The 16,381-nt window shown below is 69.0% G+C and carries 16 protein-coding genes; 4 read left to right on the forward strand and 12 right to left on the reverse strand.

Features of this window, described 5'->3' with window-relative positions; genetic code table 11:
- Positions 1-8 precede the first annotated feature (8 nt).
- Positions 9-1,130 carry a zinc-binding dehydrogenase gene (locus tag AC07YS_RS20320; RefSeq protein WP_495269780.1) on the forward strand — a complete coding sequence of 374 codons (1,122 nt, stop codon included), beginning with the start codon at positions 9-11 and terminating at the stop codon, positions 1,128-1,130.
- Positions 1,131-1,380: 250 nt separating this feature from the next.
- Here the strand turns inward: AC07YS_RS20320 and kdpE are convergent, their stop codons facing one another.
- Genes kdpE through AC07YS_RS20365 form a run of 9 tightly spaced genes read right to left on the reverse strand, consistent with a single transcriptional unit; the run spans position 1,381 to position 10,108 of the window.
- On the reverse strand, positions 1,381-2,082 hold the full coding sequence (gene kdpE / locus AC07YS_RS20325) for a two-component system response regulator KdpE (protein ID WP_495269628.1): 702 nt from the start codon (positions 2,080-2,082) through the stop codon (positions 1,381-1,383).
- Between the two features lie 8 nt (positions 2,083-2,090).
- Positions 2,091-4,835 (reverse strand): DUF4118 domain-containing protein, encoded by a 2,745-nt coding sequence (locus AC07YS_RS20330; RefSeq protein ID WP_495269627.1) that lies wholly within the window; start codon positions 4,833-4,835, stop codon positions 2,091-2,093.
- 13 nt (positions 4,836-4,848) lie between these two features.
- Positions 4,849-4,983, reverse strand: a complete 135-nt coding sequence (locus tag AC07YS_RS20335; RefSeq protein WP_307581936.1) for a hypothetical protein — start codon at positions 4,981-4,983, stop codon at positions 4,849-4,851.
- Entirely contained in the window at positions 4,973-5,329 is a 357-nt protein-coding gene (locus AC07YS_RS20340; RefSeq protein WP_492686932.1) for a hypothetical protein, read from the reverse strand. The genes AC07YS_RS20335 and AC07YS_RS20340 overlap by 11 nt, the downstream gene beginning before the upstream one ends.
- 13 nt (positions 5,330-5,342) lie before the next feature.
- On the reverse strand, positions 5,343-5,936 hold the full coding sequence (kdpC, locus tag AC07YS_RS20345) for a potassium-transporting ATPase subunit KdpC (RefSeq protein WP_495269626.1): 594 nt from the start codon (positions 5,934-5,936) through the stop codon (positions 5,343-5,345).
- Between the two features lie 13 nt (positions 5,937-5,949).
- Positions 5,950-8,058 carry a potassium-transporting ATPase subunit KdpB gene (kdpB, locus tag AC07YS_RS20350; protein ID WP_307581941.1) on the reverse strand — a complete coding sequence of 703 codons (2,109 nt, stop codon included), beginning with the start codon at positions 8,056-8,058 and terminating at the stop codon, positions 5,950-5,952.
- A gap of 13 nt (positions 8,059-8,071) precedes the next feature.
- Positions 8,072-9,871: a potassium-transporting ATPase subunit KdpA gene (kdpA, locus tag AC07YS_RS20355; RefSeq protein ID WP_495269625.1), complete on the reverse strand. Its 1,800-nt coding sequence runs from the start codon at positions 9,869-9,871 to the stop codon at positions 8,072-8,074.
- 1 nt (position 9,872) lies between these two features.
- A complete protein-coding gene (gene kdpF, locus AC07YS_RS20360; RefSeq protein WP_056576794.1) occupies positions 9,873-9,971 on the reverse strand; it encodes a K(+)-transporting ATPase subunit F in 99 nt (32 codons plus the stop codon).
- On the reverse strand, positions 9,968-10,108 hold the full coding sequence (locus AC07YS_RS20365; RefSeq protein ID WP_172438440.1) for a hypothetical protein: 141 nt from the start codon (positions 10,106-10,108) through the stop codon (positions 9,968-9,970). The genes kdpF and AC07YS_RS20365 overlap by 4 nt, the downstream gene beginning before the upstream one ends.
- A gap of 320 nt (positions 10,109-10,428) precedes the next feature.
- On the opposite strand from AC07YS_RS20365, the gene AC07YS_RS20370 reads away from it, so the two are divergent.
- The 3 genes from AC07YS_RS20370 to AC07YS_RS20380 are packed head-to-tail and all read left to right on the forward strand — an operon-like array spanning position 10,429 to position 13,664.
- Entirely contained in the window at positions 10,429-12,261 is a 1,833-nt protein-coding gene (locus tag AC07YS_RS20370) for a hypothetical protein (protein ID WP_495269624.1), read from the forward strand.
- A 48-nt stretch (positions 12,262-12,309) separates the two neighbouring features.
- A complete protein-coding gene (locus tag AC07YS_RS20375) occupies positions 12,310-13,332 on the forward strand; it encodes a hypothetical protein (RefSeq protein WP_495269623.1) in 1,023 nt (340 codons plus the stop codon).
- 38 nt (positions 13,333-13,370) lie between these two features.
- Positions 13,371-13,664, forward strand: coding sequence for an F-box protein (locus tag AC07YS_RS20380; protein ID WP_495269622.1), 294 nt, complete (start codon positions 13,371-13,373; stop codon positions 13,662-13,664).
- 38 nt (positions 13,665-13,702) lie between these two features.
- Here the strand turns inward: AC07YS_RS20380 and AC07YS_RS20385 are convergent, their stop codons facing one another.
- The 3 genes from AC07YS_RS20385 to AC07YS_RS20395 form a co-directional block, all read right to left on the reverse strand.
- A complete protein-coding gene (locus AC07YS_RS20385; protein ID WP_495269621.1) occupies positions 13,703-14,041 on the reverse strand; it encodes a hypothetical protein in 339 nt (112 codons plus the stop codon).
- 8 nt (positions 14,042-14,049) lie between these two features.
- Positions 14,050-15,045, reverse strand: a complete 996-nt coding sequence (locus AC07YS_RS20390; protein ID WP_390348045.1) for a DUF3829 domain-containing protein — start codon at positions 15,043-15,045, stop codon at positions 14,050-14,052.
- A gap of 184 nt (positions 15,046-15,229) precedes the next feature.
- Positions 15,230-16,345: a YeeE/YedE family protein gene (locus AC07YS_RS20395; RefSeq protein ID WP_495269620.1), complete on the reverse strand. Its 1,116-nt coding sequence runs from the start codon at positions 16,343-16,345 to the stop codon at positions 15,230-15,232.
- Positions 16,346-16,381: the final 36 nt, after the last annotated feature.

A 16,381-nucleotide genomic window follows, 5' to 3' on the forward strand; every position in this document is an offset into this window, starting at 1 on the left:
GCTTTCCCATGGCACTCCAACTGCGCTCCCTCGTCCGTTCCAACGGCGAACTCGAACTCTCCCTGCACGACGACCCGATGCCCGAACCGCAGGCCCACGAGGTGGTGATCCGCGTCGAGGCCTCGCCGATGAACCCGTCGGACCTGGGCCTGCTCTTCGGCGCCGCCGACATGAGCACCGCCGTGGCCTCCGGCACCGCCGACCGCCCCGTCGTCACCGCCACGGTGCCCGAACGCGCGCGCGCCTCGATGGCGGCGCGGCTCGACCAGTCGATGCCGGTGGGCAACGAAGGTGCGGGCGTGGTGGTCAAGGCCGGTTCGTCGCCGGCTGCACAGGCGCTGCTGGGCAAGACCGTGGCGGCCATCGGCGGCGCGATGTACTCGCAGTACCGCGCGGTGCCCGTGCAGATGTGCCTCGAGCTGCCGGCGGGCACCACGCCGGCCGAGGGCGCGTCGTGCTTCGTGAACCCGCTGACCTCGCTGGGCATGGTCGAGACCATGAAGCGCGAAGGCCACAAGGCGCTGGTGCACACGGCGGCCGCGTCCAACCTGGGCCAGATGCTCAACAAGATCTGCCAGAAGGACGGCATCGACCTCGTCAACATCGTGCGCAAGCCCGAGCAGGAGGCGCTGCTGCGCGGCATCGGCGCGAAGTACGTCTGCAACGCGAGCTCGCCGGACTTCCTCGAACAACTGACCGACGCCTTGGTCGCCACCGGCGCCACGCTGGCCTTCGACGCCACGGGCGGCGGCAAGCTGGCCGGCCAGATCCTCGGCTGCATGGAAGCGGCGCTGAACCGCACAGCCAAGGAATACAGCCGCTACGGCTCGACCACACACAAGCAGGTCTACATCTACGGCGGTCTGGACCGCAGCCCGACCGAGTTCGTGCGCAACTTCGGCATGGCCTGGGGCATGGGCGGCTGGCTGCTGTTCCCGTTCCTGCAGAAGCTGGGCGATGAAGGCACGCAGCGGCTGCGTTCGCGCGTGGTGGCTGAGTTGAAGACGACGTTTGCCAGCCACTACACGCGGGAGGTGTCGCTGGTCGAGGCGCTGCAACTCGATGCGATCGGGGTGTATGGGAAGCAGGCTACGGGGGAGAAATTCCTGCTGAATCCGAACAAGAGCTGATCGGGTGCGCGCTCTCTCGGGAGCGCGCCCGACAAGCGGCGCGGCGCGGTCGGCCCCACTGTGCCGGCCGCTTCGCGGCTGCCCTGCGGTGCTCGCGTTTCGCGGGGTCTCGCAGAACTCGCCTTCGGCTCAAACAGCTGCGAGCCCTGATCCGCGAAACACTGCGCTCCTCGGCGGCACAGAGGGGCCGCCCACACCACACCGCCTGCCGGGCTTTGTGGGTGGTGAAGAGCCCTTCCCTTTGCTTTGACTAGACGACCAGCCGGTACCCCACCGCCGTCTCCGTCAACAGATGCTTCGGCTGCGCCGGATCGGTCTCCAGCTTCTGCCGCAGATGCCCCATGTAGATGCGCAGATAGTGGCTCTGGTCCGTGTGCGACGGGCCCCACACCTCGCGCAGCAATTGCCGCTGCGTCAGCACGCGGCCGGCGTTGGCCACCAGCACCGACAGCAGGCGGTACTCGGTCGGCGTGAGGTGCACCTCGGCGCCGGCGCGGCGCACGATGCGTGCGGCGCGGTCCAGTTCGATCTCGCCGAAGCGGAACACGGCCTCGGCGGCCGGTTCGTCGCCGTTGCCGCCCGCGGCGCGTGGACGGCGCAGGTTGGCGCGCACGCGGGCGAGCAGTTCGCCGGTGCCGAAGGGCTTGGTGAGGTAGTCGTCGGCGCCGGCGTCGAGCGCGGCGATCTTGTCGGCTTCGTCGGTGCGGGCCGAGAGCACGATGATCGGCACCTGCGACCAGCCGCGCACATCGCGGATCAGCGATACGCCGTCGCCGTCGGGCAGGCCCAGGTCGAGCACCAGCAGGTCGGGTTGGCGCGTGCCGGCGGCCGCCAGGCCGTCGCGCAGGGTGCCGGCCTCGTGCACCTGCCAGCCTTCGGCCTCGAGCGCGCCGCGCACGAAGCGGCGGATCTGCGGCTCGTCTTCGATCACGATGGCGGTGGGGGATGGCATGGCGGGTTTCAGAGCTGGGCTTCAGCGGGTTCGGGTGGCTCGCGGCGCGGCAAGGTGACGGTGAATTCTGCACCGCCATCGCGCGCATTCGCCGCGCTGATCTCGCCGCCGTGCGCGCTCACCACGGCGCGGCAGATGGCCAGGCCGAGGCCGACGCCGGGCGTGGCGGATTCGGCCTCGCCGCGCGTGAACTTGTCGAACAGCGTCTGTTCGCGGCCGTGCAGCGCGGCGGGCAGGCCGGGGCCGTGGTCGCGCACGGTGAGAACCAGCGCGGCGGGCTCGGCGCGCGCGCCCACCTCGATGGGCGCGGCGCCGTACTTGGCGGCGTTCTCCAGCAGGTTGACGAGCACGCGCTCGATGAGCACGGCGTCGAACTCGACCAGCGGCAGCTCCGGGTCCCACGCGGTCTGCACGGTCATGCCGCGCAGCGCGGGGCGGGCGGCGCGGATGGCAGCGCCTACCACCTCCTCGACCGACTGCCAGTCGCGCCGCAGGTTGACCGCGCCGCCGGCCACGCCGCTTTCGAGGCGCGCCATGTCGAGCAGGTTGCTGACCAGCGCATGCAGCGCATGGGCCTGCGTGACGATGGCGCGCGCGGCCTCGCCGTGTTCTTCGGCCGGCAGGGTCTGCAGCGATTCGGCCAGCGCGATGAGCGCGGTGAGCGGCGTGCGCACGTCGTGCGAGATGGCGCCCAGCAGCGCGTTGCGCAGGCGCTCCGATTCCATCTCGACCACGGCGCGCTGCGCGACTTCGACGTAGTGCACGCGCTCCAGCGCGATGGCGATCTGGCGCGCGAGCGTGTCCAGCTGCTGCGCCTGCTCGGGAATCAGCAGCCAGCGCGGGCGGGCCGGGCACAGCGCGAGCACGCCGCGCACGCGCATCGGCGCGCGCAGCGGCACGTAGTGCCAGGGCTGGGCGGCGAGCGTGGCGGTGGCCAGGCCGGCGGGCTGGCCGTGGCGGAAGGCCCAGTCGGCCACCTGCGCATCGAAACCGGGCGGCGGGTCGGCGGGGGGCGCGAGCTGGTCGGCCGCATCGGTGACCAGCACGCGCGCATGGCCGCCGAAATGGGCCTGCACGGCGGCGGCGCCGAGCGCGACGACCTGGGTGCTTTCGAGCGCGGCCGAGAGTTCGCGCGTGAGCTCGAACAGCGAGCGCGCGCGGCGCTCGCGGCTGGTCGACACGCCGGCCGCGAAGCGCAGCCCGGCCGTGAGCTGGCCCACCAGCAGGCCGACGCCGAGCATCACGGCGAAGGTCAGCAGGTACTGCACGTCGCTGACCGCGAAGGACAGGCGCGGCGCGACAAAGAAGTAGTCGAAGGCCGCCACGTTGAGCATGGCCGCGAGCGCCGAAGGCCCGCGCCCGAAGCGCATCGCCACGCCCACCACGCCGAGCAGGAACAGCATGACGATGTTGGACAGCTCCAGCACGCCCGTGAGCGGCGTGCACAGCAGCGTGAGCGCGATGCTGGTGGCCGCGGCCCAGGCGTAGCCGGGCCAGCGCGACTGCGCGCGCTCATCGTCGTCGTCGGCCTGCGTGGCAACCAGCGTCGCCTGCGACAGGCGGCGCGCGCTGTCGGCGCGGCCCACTTCGAGGATGTCGAGCGCCGGTGCCCGCTGCGCCAGCGCGCGCGCCAGCGGCACCGCAGACGCACCCCACCAGCGCCGCCAGCCGCGCACGGACTCCGCGCGCCCGATGACCAGCGTCGCGCAGTTCAGGCGCCGCGCCTGCTCGGACAGTTGCTCGGCCACGTCGGCGCCGGTGAGCACGGCCGTGGCCGCGCCCAGTTCTTCCGCCAGCTTGAGCACGGCGAGGATGCGATCGCGCTGAGCGGCATCGAGGCGTTGCAGCCGCGGCGTCTCGACGTACGCGGCATGCCAGCGCACGTTGAGCTGGCCCGCGAGCCGCGCGGCGGTGCGCACGGTCTGCGCCGCGCCCTCGTGCGGGCCGACGCAGGCCAGGATCGCGCCCGAGGTGTTCCAGGCCTGCAGCGCCGCACCGCCCTGCCCGTTGCCGCCGGGGCCCGACTGTTCGACGCGCCAGCCGCGCACGTCGTCTTCGACATGCTCGGCGGTGCGGCGCAGGGCGATCTCGCGCAGCGCGATCAGGTTGCCCTTGCGGAAGAAATTCTGTGCGGCGCGCTCGGCCTGCTGCGGCAGGTAGACCTTGCCGGCCGCGAGCCGCGCCGTGAGTTCGTCGGGCGTGACGTCGACCAGCACCACCTCGTCGGCCTCGTCGAGCACGGTGTCGGGCACGGTCTCGTGCACGCGCACGCCGGTGATCGCGCCGACGGTGCCGTTGAGGCTTTCCAGGTGCTGCACGTTGAGCGCCGACCACACCTCGATGCCGGCGGCCAACAGCTCCTGCACGTCCTGCCAGCGCTTGGCGTGGCGCGAGCCGGGCGCGTTGGTGTGGGCCAGTTCGTCGACCAGCAGCACGGCGGGCCTGCGCGCCAGGGCGGCGTCGAGGTCGAACTCGGCGAGCGTGCGGCCACGGTAGGGCAGCTCGCGCAGCGGCAGCGTGTCGAGCCCCGCGAGCAGCGCGGCGGTCTCGCTGCGGCCGTGCGTTTCGACCACGCCGATGAGCACGTCGCGCCCGGCCTCGCGCTCGCGCCGGGCGGCGCTGAGCATGGCCCAGGTCTTGCCCACGCCGGCACTGGCACCGAAGTAGATGCGCAGCTTGCCGCGCAGCGCGCGCGCCTCGTCGCTGCGCAGTTGCGCGAGCAGGGCGTCGGGGTCGGGGCGGGTCTCGGGCATGGGAGCGCGCAGATTAGCGCATTGGCGGTCCGTTCTTGCGCCGCCGTGAGTGTCGGCGCGCGGTGCGCGACAGCACCCACCAGGCGAAGCCCAGCGGCACGAACAGCGCCGCCATGGCCAGCAGCGCGTGCAGCAGGTCAGTGACCATGGCGCAGGCCGCAGCGCGCGAGGTGATCGCGCCAGCTCATGAGCCGGCCGATCTCGCCCGACGGCACGCATTCGATGAGGCGGTGCAGCACCTCGGCATAGCGCGTGGTCGGAAAACGGATCATCAGGCGCACGCAGGGCGCGTCGCTTTCCTGCGAGCTGCAGGCATGCAGCAGCGGCTCGCAGCGCACCACGCCGGCCTCGGCGCAGGCGGCGATGCTGCGGCGCACGCGCAGCGCGTCGGCGCAGCAGACGGTGACGTCGAGCACATGGAACTGCGTCGTGCGCGGCGCGATCGGACTTCGCACGACGGCGACCGGATGTTCACGGTAGGCGGCATAGGCCATGGTTGTTTTCTCCTCAACGCACCGTCGAAGAAGCATCGAGCGCCAGGTTCAGCGCCAGCACGTTGACGCGCGATTCGCCCAGCACGCCCCACAGCGGCGACTGGGTGTTCTTCGCGATCAACGCGTTCACCTGATCGATCGGCACGCCGCGTTCGCGCGCCACACGGGCGGCCTGGTAGTGCGCGGCGGCGGGGCTGATGTCGGGGTCGAGCCCGCTGGCCGAGGCCGTGACGAGGTCCACCGGCACCGGCGAGGTGTTGCCCGGGTCGGCCGCGCGCAGCGCCTCGACGCGCGCCTTCACCGCATCCGCCAGCGCGGGGTTCAGCGGGCCCTGGTTGGAGCCGCCCGAGGCGCTCGCGTTGTAGGGCTGCGGTGCGGTGGCCGACGGGCGGCCCCAGAAGTGCTTCGGGTCGCTGAAGTTCTGGCCGATGAGCGCGGAGCCGACGGGCTTGCCATCGCGCATCACCAGGCTGCCCGCCGCCTGCGCGGGGAACAGCGCCTGCGCGGCGCCGGTGACGGCCGCCGGGTAGAGCAGGCCGGTGAATGCGCTCAGCAGCGCGAAGAGCACGAGCGCGGGGCGGACGATGCTGCCGTTGTTGTTTTTCATGATGAAGAACTCCTCAGACCAGATGGACTGCAACCAGCAGCCAGTCGATCAACTTGATGCCGATGAAGGGAACGAGCAAGCCGCCCAGGCCGTAGATGGCGAGGTTGCGGCGCAGCAGCGCAGCGGCGCCCACGGGCCGGTAGCGCACGCCCTTGAGCGCCAGCGGAATCAGGAACACGATGACGAGCGCGTTGAAGATCACCGCCGACAGGATGGCCGACGACGGGCTGGCCAGGCGCATCACGTTGAGCGCGCCCAACTGCGGATAGGTCGACACGAAGATCGCCGGAATGATCGCGAAGTACTTCGCCACGTCGTTCGCGATCGAGAAGGTGGTGAGCGAGCCGCGCGTCATGAGCAGCGCCTTGCCGGTCTCCACCACCTCGAGCAGCTTGGTCGGGTTGGAGTCGAGGTCGACCATGTTGCCGGCCTCCTTCGCGGCCTGCGTGCCGCTGCCCATGGCCACGGCCACGTCGGCCTGCGCGAGCGCGGGGGCGTCGTTGGTGCCGTCGCCGGTCATCGCGACCAGCCGGCCTTCGGCCTGGTACTTGCGGATCAGCGCGAGCTTGTCTTCGGGCGTGGCCTCGGCCAGGAAGTCGTCCACGCCGGCCTCGGCCGCAATGGCGGCGGCCGTGAGCTTGTTGTCGCCCGTGATCATCACGGTCTTGATGCCCATGCGGCGCAACTCGGCAAAGCGGTCGCGGATGCCGGTCTTGACGATGTCCTTGAGCTCGACCACGCCGAGCACGCGGTTGCCTTCGGCCACGGCCAGCGGCGTGCTGCCGCGGCGTGCCGCTTCTTCGGCGGCGCGCAGCATCTCGGCCGGCACGCTGCCGCCCAGCGCTTCGACATGGCGGCGCACCGCGTCGACCGCGCCCTTGCGCAGCACGATGGCATCGACGTCCAGGCTGTTCGGCGCGGCCGGCAGGTCGACACCGCTCATGCGGGTCTGCGCGGTGAAGGGCACGAAGCGCGCGCCTTCGACCGACGCCGCTTCGAGGCCGTCGCGGCGTGCCAGCTCGACGATGCTGCGGCCCTCGGGCGTTTCGTCGGCCAGCGAGGCGAGCATGGCGGCGCGCGCGAGGCGGCCCTTGGGCACGCCGGGCGCGGGCAGGAAGGCGCTGGCCTGGCGGTTGCCGTGCGTGATGGTGCCGGTCTTGTCCAGCAGCAGCACGTCGACGTCGCCGGCCGCTTCCACCGCGCGGCCCGAGGTGGCGATCACGTTGGCCTGCATCATGCGGCTCATGCCGGCCACGCCCACGGCCGAGAGCAGGCCGCCGATGGTGGTCGGGATCAGGCACACGAGCAGCGCGACCAGCGCGGTGAGCGACACCACGGTGCCCGCGCCCGCGGCTTCCACGCTGAACACCGAGAACGGCAGCAGCGTGACGGTGACCATGAGGAACACGATGGTCAGTGCGACCAACAGGATGGTCAGCGCGATCTCGTTCGGCGTCTTGTGGCGCTTGGCCGCCTCGACCATGCCGATCATGCGGTCCAGGAACGACTCGCCGGGGTTCACCGAGATGCGCACCACCAGCCAGTCGGACAGCACGCGCGTGCCGCCGGTGACGGCCGAGAAGTCGCCGCCCGATTCGCGCACCACGGGCGCCGATTCGCCGGTGATGGCGCTTTCGTCGACCGAGGCCACGCCTTCGATCACTTCGCCGTCGAGCGGGATCACGTCGCCGGCTTCGACCAGCACGACGTCGCCCTTGCGCAGGTTGGGCGCCTGCTCCGGCAGCCACGGCGCGCCGTGGTGCGGCTGCTGCTGGTCCTTCAGCTTCTTGGCCCAGGTGTCCTTGCGCAGGCCGCGCAGCGAGGCCGCCTGCGCCTTGCTGCGGCCTTCGGCCAGCGCCTCGGCGAAGTTGGCGAACAGCACGGTGAACCACAGCCACACGGTCACGGCCAGCACGAAGGCGGGCTGCATGCCGGTGTCGCCCGGGAAGCTCAGCGCATGCACCCAGAGCAGCGTCGTGAGGATGCTCCCGATGTAGACGATGAACATCACCGGGTTGCGCCACTGGGTGCGCGGGTTCAGCTTGGCGAAGGCGCCCCACAGCGCGGGCTTGACCAGCGCCGCGTCGAACAGCGAGAGGGAAGTTTTGGTTTTGGCAGTCATGGTGCGCTCCTTCTTATTTCCAGAGCACGAGGTGTTCGACGATCGGGCCCAGGGCCAGCGCCGGCACGTAGTTGAGCAAGCCGACCAGCAGCACGGTGCCGATCAGCAGGAAGACGAATAGCGGGCCGTGCGTGGGCAGCGTGCCGCTGGTGACGGGCAGGCGCTTCTTGGCGGCCAGCGCGCCGGCAATGGCGAGCACCGGCACGATCATCGCGAAGCGCCCGAGCCACATCGCCAGGCCGAGCAGGCCGTTGTAGAACGGTGTGTTGGCCGACAGGCCCGCGAAGGCGCTGCCGTTGTTGTTGGCTGCCGAGGTCAGCGCGTACAGCACTTCGGAGAAGCCGTGCGCGCCGGGGTTGGCGATGCCGACCTTGCCCGCGCCCGCGCTCACCGCCAGCGCCGTGCCCGCCAGCACCAGCACCGGCGTGACCAGGATGGCGATGGAGATCAGCTTCATCTCGCGCACCTCGATCTTCTTGCCGAGGTACTCGGGCGTGCGCCCGATCATCAGGCCCGCGATGAACACCGCGAGCATGGCGAACACCAGCATGCCGTACAGGCCGCTGCCGACGCCGCCGAAGACGACCTCACCCAGCTGCATCAGCACCATGGGGACCATGCCGCCGATGGGCGTGAGCGAGTCGTGCATGGCGTTCACCGCGCCGCACGAGGCGGCGGTGGTCACGGCGGCGAAGAGGGCCGAGGCGTCGATGCCGAAGCGCACTTCCTTGCCTTCCATGTTGCCGCCGCTTTGCAGCGCGCTGGCCACCTGGTCCACGCCCAGCGGGCCCAGCAGCGGGTTGCCGGCCTGCTCGGCGGGCGTGACGGCCAGCACCGCCACCACGAACAGCACCGTCATCGCCGCGAGCACGGCCCAGCCCTGGCGCAGGTCGCCGACCACGCGGCCGAAGGCGAAGCACAGCGCCGCGGGGATCAGGAAGATCGCCAGCATCTCCAGCAGGTTGCTGAACGCGGTCGGGTTCTCGTAGGGGTGCGCCGAGTTGGCGTTGAAGAAGCCGCCGCCGTTGGTGCCGAGCATCTTGATCGCTTCCTGCGAAGCGACCGGGCCCATGGCCAGCGTCTGCGTCTGTGTGGTGGCGTCTTCCATCACGGGGGCGCCCTTGTCGTCCTTCAACGGCTGGCCGTCGGGGCCGTTCTTCGGTTGCTGGAAGGCCGTGGCCTCGATCGTCTGCACGCTCTTGTAGGCGTCGAAGTTCTGGATCACGCCCTGCCCTGCCAGGCACAGCGCGAGCACGAACGAGATCGGCAGCAGCACCCACAGCGTGACGCGCGTCACGTCGGCCCAGAAGTTGCCGACCAGGCCCTTGCCGTCACCGCAGCGCACGAAGCCGCGCACCAGTGCGAAGGCGACCGCGATGCCGGTGGCGGCAGACAGGAAGTTCTGCACCGCCAGGCCGAGCATCTGCGTGAGGTAGCTCATGGTCGACTCGCCGGCGTAGCCCTGCCAGTTGGTGTTGGCGACGAAGCTCACCGCCGTGTTGAAGGCCGAGTCGGGCGACACCGCGCCCATGCCGGCCGGGTTGAACGGCAGCCCGCCCTGCAGCCGCTGCATGGCATAGAGAAAGATCGCGCCGATGGCGTTGAACGCCAGCAGCGCCAGCGCGTAGCGCAGCCAGTGCATCGACTGCTCGGGCTGCGTGCCCGCGAGGCGGTACAGCGGCGCTTCGACGCGCTGCATCCAGCGCGGCACGCGCTCGGCGCACAGCGCGGCCAGCAGCTTGCCCAGCGGCCAGGCCAGCACGAGCAGCGCGCCGAGAAAAAGGGCCAGCAAGACCCAGGCCGAGGTTTCCATGTCAGAACTCCTCGGCGCAGATCAGCGCGAACACCAGGTACGCGAACAGGACCACGGCGACCAGCGCGCCGAAGCCGTACAGGACTTCGAGGCCGATCACGATGCATCCCCCGGCGTGCGTGTCGTATCAACGCCCGCGTGCGGCTTCTGCGGCCCTTCGAGCCGGTTCAGCCCGACGACCATGGCCGCCACCACGACCCACAGCGCCAGCAAGGCGCCCATCCAGACGATGTCCATTCATCACTCCTGCAAACAAGATGAAAGGAGTCTCGGCAGGCGTGCGTAAAACCGGGGGAAAGAGTGAGTGGGGGGGCGTAAAGAAAGCGTAAAAACGCGGCCCAATGGGGGACTTTGCGAGCCGCACGCGCCCACGCGAAACAAAAGAATGACAAGGCGATGTGAGCTATTCCGATGCTCCGGCGAAGGCCATCGCCGAAAACAAGTAAACCGCTTCTGACATTCCCTCCTACCGATTTCCGTAGGGATGCTTAGCCTCTCGACACGCCGCAAGCACCGTTGCGAGCGCATCGATCCACAAGCAACCCAAGGGAAATGAAATGGCCGATGTCCTGAACATTGACGACTACCGCGTCGACATCGACGGGGAGCAGTTCTCCCTGATCGAAACACCCAGGTCCGGAACACGGATGGTGATTGCGCAGAAGGCACAGGTTCTCAAGACGCTTCGTCTGGACGACCTCGTGAGCAAGCTGCAGCGCACCGGCGATTTCATCAACCTGGCCTACAACAGCACCCCGGCCAAGTACGGAGAAATCCGCGCGCCGATCGGACGCATCCACGACCGCTTCGGCGTGCTGTGCGGGAAGTGCATGCAGGAGATGGGCGCCATCGAAAGTGCTACGCAGGAACTTCTGCCGACCTTCAACCGCGTCTTCAAGTTCCTGGTCAACGGACAGGACAGCCTCGCACTGGTTTTTCTCGCACGGGCCTCGTCGGTGGCGCAGAAACTTGGGGCGAGCATGGACGTGCTGGCCAGGGAATTCGAGAGCCTTGCGAACGACTCCAGCGATGTGCTGCAGACGACGGAGAAGGCGCGCGGCACCGAGCTGAAGAACGCGGAAGAACTCAGGGTCCGCGCGCAGGATCTGGAAGCCAGGATCGCGGAGGCGGAGGAGTTGAGCAGGCGCCTGGAGCAAAGCCGCAAGGAGCTCGAGAAGCTGTATGAAGAAGCCAAGCGCAAGACGGAAAAGGCAGAGGACCGCTCGTTCGCGCTCAGCATGGTCGGAGCCGTTCTTGCGCCGATCGCGCAGGCCGCCGGTGCGTTCGCAGGCGCATTCGCCGGATCGAAGACACCGGCGAACCCGCAGATTCCACCCGACGCACCGCGCAAGACGGCAGGCGCCGACGCCGGCGTAAAGCAGGACGATGACGCCCTCAAGCAAGAAAAGGAAAAGGCCGCCAAGGCGGCCGATGCCGCACGCCTGAAGAAAAGCGACGCCGAGGCGGCGCTGGCCGCCGCGCAAAAAAAGCAGACCCAGGCCAGCGCCGCGCTTCTCCAGGCACAAGCCGCGGTCGATGAGGCCAAGGACGCCGAGAAAAAGAAGGCGGCGGAGAAAGACCTGTCGTCGGCGAAGCTCAAGGACACCGAAGCGACGCAGGCGGCCACACGGGCCAAGGACGCGATGACCCAGGCCGACAAGACGCTCAGCGACGCCGAGGCACGCCTGGCCACCGCCAGCAAGGCCTTGAGCGACTACCTGCAGAACGTGGCCAACGGTCTCAAGACCGAAGGCGATGGGTATGCAGCGGTCGCCGAGGGGTACCGCCAGGAGAAGCTCAAGTACCTCGACCTGCTGATGCAGAAGAAGGACAAGGAAATCGAGGTCTCGGCCAACCTGCAGAAGTACGCGGTCGAGATGAAGAACGCCCATGCCCAGGAGATGACGGCGGAGCTGACCGCCAAGGCCCTGTTCAATGTGATTGCGGCACTGCGGCAGGTGGTCGGCGTGCTTCGCGACATGACGTTCTTCTGGTCGGGCATGTCCGCCCACTGCGGCAGGCTGGCCGATCCGGGCTTCGCGGCACAGGTCAAGGCGATGCAGTCGGAGTCGGTCGAACTCAAGCGCGAGCTCTACGCCGATCCCGATTTCAAGAAGGACGTGGTGCGCTACGTGGCGGGCTGGGTCGCACTCGGCGACATCGCCAACGAGTACATGCGGGCCACGTCCGGCATCCGGGACCAGGTGAAGAAGGACTACGAGACCTACCTGGACGACGATGGCGCGCGTCGGGTGGCGTCTTCGCTCGGCGCCCGGCTGCTGGGCGACATTCAGGCGGACATGGATGCGGCCAACGACGACAAGCAGGCGCTCGCCGCGGAGAAGACGGCGACGCAAAAAGCTCTCGGGACGAACAAGAAGGCGGCCTGACAGCGAAGCCGCCTTCGGGCCTGAAAAGAGGAAGCAGAAGGAGGAGCCATGGCCATTCTTTCAAGACCTGTCGCTGCGGTGCTGCAGCGTGCGCTGGCCCACGTCGTGCTCGCCGCGGGGCTTCACGCGGCGGCATCGGCACAAGCGCCGGCGCAGGTGCCCGCGCCCCGGCCGCTCGGCGAACTCACCACCGAAGTGCTTCGGGGCCTGGATGCCGCGCAGCAGATGGGAGAACGTGGAGACGTCGCAGGCGCGGACGCGCAACTCAAGACCATCGAATCCTTGACGGGCGAGATCACACGAAGAACCCGACAGTACCTCGGCAACGCCGAAGCAGCGCATCGCACCTGCGCGGCCCGCTCGGCCCGGCTGGAAAAGGAACTCGGCGAGATCCTCCTGGCGCAGGAAGACCTGGGCCGGAAGATCGCGGATGTCGAAGCGCAGATCGCGGCGGCCAGCGCGCGCGAGCGCGCAAGCAGCGACGAGATCCGCCAGCTCAACGATCGCGTGCGTCAACTGGAACGCAGTCTCGCGGAGCGCCGCAAGAAGCTGCGGGAACTCGAGAAGTGGTGGTGGGTTCCCGGCTACGGCACCTATCTGTCGATTCGCACGCTCGCACAGAAGGACATCCAGACGCAGGACCACCTGTTCTCCGCGCTGCAGGATGCCGATCGCATGCACGCTTCCTTGCGCAATTCCCTGGAAGCGGCCAACCGGCTCAGGAGCACGCTGGCCAGCAGCCGAGACCAGTTCCGCGCCAACGACGCGGCGCTGCATGGCATCCAGCAGCAGATCGTCGAGAAGATCACCAAGGCACGCGCGGCGGTCGCCTTTCTCTCGGACGCGGAGGCTTTCTGGATGCGTGTGCAGCGCCTTGGCGTTGCGCGCACCGCCGACGACGTGCAGTTCGTCGCGCGGCAACTGGCGCAGCAGGTGTCGCCCTTGTTGGCGCAGGAGTTCAGCGGGTCGGCGCGGAACTTCAGGGAAGCGCTGATTGCCTTCGGCGATGCCGTGAGCACGAGCCGCTACACCGGACCCGGAAGTGAGTTCCAGTCGTGCGGCCCGACCTAGCCACGCCTTGAGCGGCGTGTTCTTTTCACTTTTTTTGAATGGCGAACGACATGGGCGACAAAGAAGAACTGATGGAAGAAGCCGGATCACTCGACTTCCTGCCGAACGAAATGCTGGTGGAGATCCTGAAGAACCTGGGGGACGACGATCTGCGGCGCGTGGCGAGAACCAACAGGCGCCTGCGCATCTGGGCGAAGGATGTCCTGGCCACGCGCGAAAGGCAGCGCGCCCGGCTGTTCTGGGGTCATGTGAATGACTTCATCGAACGCGCCCGCCAGAACCACCCCGACGATTCCGAGGACGACGGCCCCGACAACGGCGAGTGGGACTGACACGCCGGGTGACCGGCTGCGCGGCGCAGGCGACAGGCTCAGTGCGCCATCCACCGCCCGTCGTCACGCCGGCTGAGGAAATAGCCGGCGCGGCCGACGCCCGGGTCGTCGATTGATTTCTCGTTGACGATGTCCATCTCGGCGCGCGCGATCAGCCAGGTGCCGCCCTGCTTGCCGTTGGACCACTGGAAGCGGTGGAAGCGCGCGTCGGAGCCGATGTAGAAGGTGTGCTGCAGCGGCGACGCGCCGTAGTTGCGGAACGCGGTGACGGGAATCTGCTGCGTCTCGCGGGCGCTGCCACAGCCTGCCGCCGCGAGAAGCGCCGCGACCGCCAGGGCCGCGACGCTGCCGCGCGAAAGAACCCGCGCGGTGCCCATGGCCCGGGTCAGCGGCCGAAGCCGCGGTTGTACGAACCCACGGCGGAGTTGTAGTAGCTCACGATGTTCTTGTACGTCGACGGGAACTTGCTGTCCTTGAACGTGCGCCATTGGCCGATCATGTTCAGCAGGCTGCCGTGCAGCGACTCGTAGTTGTAGTTGGGCGCCTTGCCTGCTTCCCCCTTGGCCTTGGCTGCGGCCTTGGCTTCTTCCAGCGCCTTGGAGAGTTCTTCCAGCGAGGCCTGCAACTCGCTGGCCGCCGCATCGACCTTGGCGACGGCGTCCTTGTTCTTCAGGCCGTCGATCTGGTCGAGGCCGTTGACGAACTTCTTGGCCACAGCCATCGAGGCCAGCGTGTGGTAGTTGAGCATGTCGCCCTCGGCCTTGAGCTTGGCCATGCGTTCGGTGCGCGACGCCTCCTGCACGCGGTCCAGCTCGCCGCCCAGCGTGTCGATGCTGGCCAGCAGGCCCTTGAAGGCGGCGTTCATGTCGGCGTCGGCCGCGCGGCCCTTGACCCACTTGTCTTCGAGAAAACTCTTGGACCGGTAGTACGGGTCCATCGGCGTCCAGACGGCGACGAGCTTCTCGCCCGTGGCCACCACGCCGTCGACGGCCGCGTCGAGCGCCGCGTCGCCCGAGCCGTCGGCGCGGGCCTTCTTCAGGTCGTCCACGATGGACTGCACATCGGAAGGGCTGCCATAGAACGAGTTCCCGCTCGGCGACTTGCCGTTCACGTTCATCTGCACGTAGCTCTTGTACTTGGCACCCACGCTGCGGTTGTCGTCGATGAGCCGGTTGTAGCCCTGGCTGTAGGTGGTGCGGGCCGCGGCCTGCACGCGGGCCGGGTCCTTGGCGGGCTGGGTCTTGCCCGATGCGGACGGCGATGGCGAGGCTGCCGCCGGCGTCGGCTTGTTGTCTTCCTTGCAGGCCGCGAGCACGGCGCAGAAGCAAAGGCTCAAGGCAAACAGGCGCGTGCGCGCCGATCGGTTGTTGTGCGCAGTCATGGCGCTCTCCCTCGGTTGTGGTTGTTCGGTGCCGCGCCCGTCGATGAAGGCCATCGTTCGCAGCGGCAACAGGTGCGGAAAATGATAGCCAGCACCACCGCGCCCGATCGTCGCGAACGCGCGAAAAACGCCCCGCGCAGCGAACTAAATTGTGAGGATTCGCTTCAAGGCATGCCCTGGAAAATCAGAGCGTGCGTTCGAGCTGCCAGGCTTGGTACTTCAGGCTTACCACCGCGCCGATCACGATGCCCGCGATGGCCGGCAGGCTCGCGATGCTCAGCGTCGACAGCGCGCTCAGGCCCTGCCCGATGGTGCAGCCCATGGCCGTGACGCCGCCGATGCCCATGAGCACGGCGCCCGTCGCGTGGTGCGCGAGGTCGCCGGTGCCGGCGAAGCCTTCCCAGCGGAATTCGCGCGACCACAGTGCATGCAGCGCGGCGCCCACCACCACGCCGGCGACCGACACGATGCCCAGCGTGAGCCGTTTGTTGACGTCGCTGTAGAACATGAGCCAGTCGAGCGCGTAGGCCACCGGCGTGACGAAGCTCAGCGCTTCGGCGCGGCCGGAGTTGGTGGCGAGGAACACGTGCTCGAGCGTGAGCGGATGCTCCTCGACCGCCGCCCAGTGGCCGCTGAGCCACCACGCGCCGACGACCAGCGCGCCGATCAGCATGCCGCCGACGAGGCTGCGCACGTCGCGCGTCTCGCGGCCCCATGCGGCCCACACGAGCAGCGCGCCGCCCAGCACGAGGCCGAGCGCGAGGCGCAGCGAAGCCGCGTTCAGTTGGAAAGACGCCGCCAGCACATCGGGCAGCGACGCATTCATCGCCAGGTCGATGTGCACCGCATCGACGGTCGCGACGCGCAGCACCGCGGTGATGCCCTTCAGCGTGGCGAAGGCCGACACGCCCATGAGCACCAGCACCACCAGCGCCTTGAGGTTGCCGCCGCCCAGGCGCACCAGCGTCTTGTTGCCGCAGCCCGAGGACAGCACCATGCCCACGCCGAACAGCAGGCCGCCGACCAGCGCGGCGAGCCAGAGGATCTGGTGCGAGGCGTAGAGCGTGCGGTCGGCATCGACGAGCCCCGTGAACACGAGCGCCGAGAAGCCGATGAGCGCGACGCCGCCGGCCGCGGCCCACTGCTTCACGCGGGTCCAGTCGCCGAGCGCCACCACGTCGCTGATCGCGCCCATGGTGCAAAAGCGCGTGGCGCGCGCGACGGCGCCGAACACCGCCGACAGCACGAAGGCCGCCACGAGCGCGAGCGTGGTGAGAAGGGAAAGCTGCGCGATGGACATGCCCCGATTCTAGGGAGCGCCCTCGCGCACGCGCGG

The organism is Variovorax sp. GW458-11-26-14-LB1, assembly GCF_059423965.1.

Bases quoted from the DNA above. Each gene is read 5' to 3' on its own strand.
- AC07YS_RS20320 (WP_495269780.1), top strand. From the start codon at position 9: ATGGCACTCCAACTGCGCTCCCTCGTCCGTTCCAACGGCGAACTCGAA.
- kdpE (WP_495269628.1), bottom strand. From the start codon at position 2,082: ATGCCATCCCCCACCGCCATCGTGATCGAAGACGAGCCGCAGATCCGC.
- AC07YS_RS20330 (WP_495269627.1), bottom strand. From the start codon at position 4,835: ATGCCCGAGACCCGCCCCGACCCCGACGCCCTGCTCGCGCAACTGCGC.
- AC07YS_RS20335 (WP_307581936.1), bottom strand. From the start codon at position 4,983: ATGGTCACTGACCTGCTGCACGCGCTGCTGGCCATGGCGGCGCTGTTC.
- AC07YS_RS20340 (WP_492686932.1), bottom strand. From the start codon at position 5,329: ATGGCCTATGCCGCCTACCGTGAACATCCGGTCGCCGTCGTGCGAAGT.
- kdpC (WP_495269626.1), bottom strand. From the start codon at position 5,936: ATGAAAAACAACAACGGCAGCATCGTCCGCCCCGCGCTCGTGCTCTTC.
- kdpB (WP_307581941.1), bottom strand. From the start codon at position 8,058: ATGACTGCCAAAACCAAAACTTCCCTCTCGCTGTTCGACGCGGCGCTG.
- kdpA (WP_495269625.1), bottom strand. From the start codon at position 9,871: ATGGAAACCTCGGCCTGGGTCTTGCTGGCCCTTTTTCTCGGCGCGCTG.
- AC07YS_RS20365 (WP_172438440.1), bottom strand. From the start codon at position 10,108: ATGGACATCGTCTGGATGGGCGCCTTGCTGGCGCTGTGGGTCGTGGTG.
- AC07YS_RS20370 (WP_495269624.1), top strand. From the start codon at position 10,429: ATGGCCGATGTCCTGAACATTGACGACTACCGCGTCGACATCGACGGG.
- AC07YS_RS20375 (WP_495269623.1), top strand. From the start codon at position 12,310: ATGGCCATTCTTTCAAGACCTGTCGCTGCGGTGCTGCAGCGTGCGCTG.
- AC07YS_RS20380 (WP_495269622.1), top strand. From the start codon at position 13,371: ATGGCGAACGACATGGGCGACAAAGAAGAACTGATGGAAGAAGCCGGA.
- AC07YS_RS20385 (WP_495269621.1), bottom strand. From the start codon at position 14,041: ATGGGCACCGCGCGGGTTCTTTCGCGCGGCAGCGTCGCGGCCCTGGCG.
- AC07YS_RS20390 (WP_390348045.1), bottom strand. From the start codon at position 15,045: ATGACTGCGCACAACAACCGATCGGCGCGCACGCGCCTGTTTGCCTTG.
- AC07YS_RS20395 (WP_495269620.1), bottom strand. From the start codon at position 16,345: ATGTCCATCGCGCAGCTTTCCCTTCTCACCACGCTCGCGCTCGTGGCG.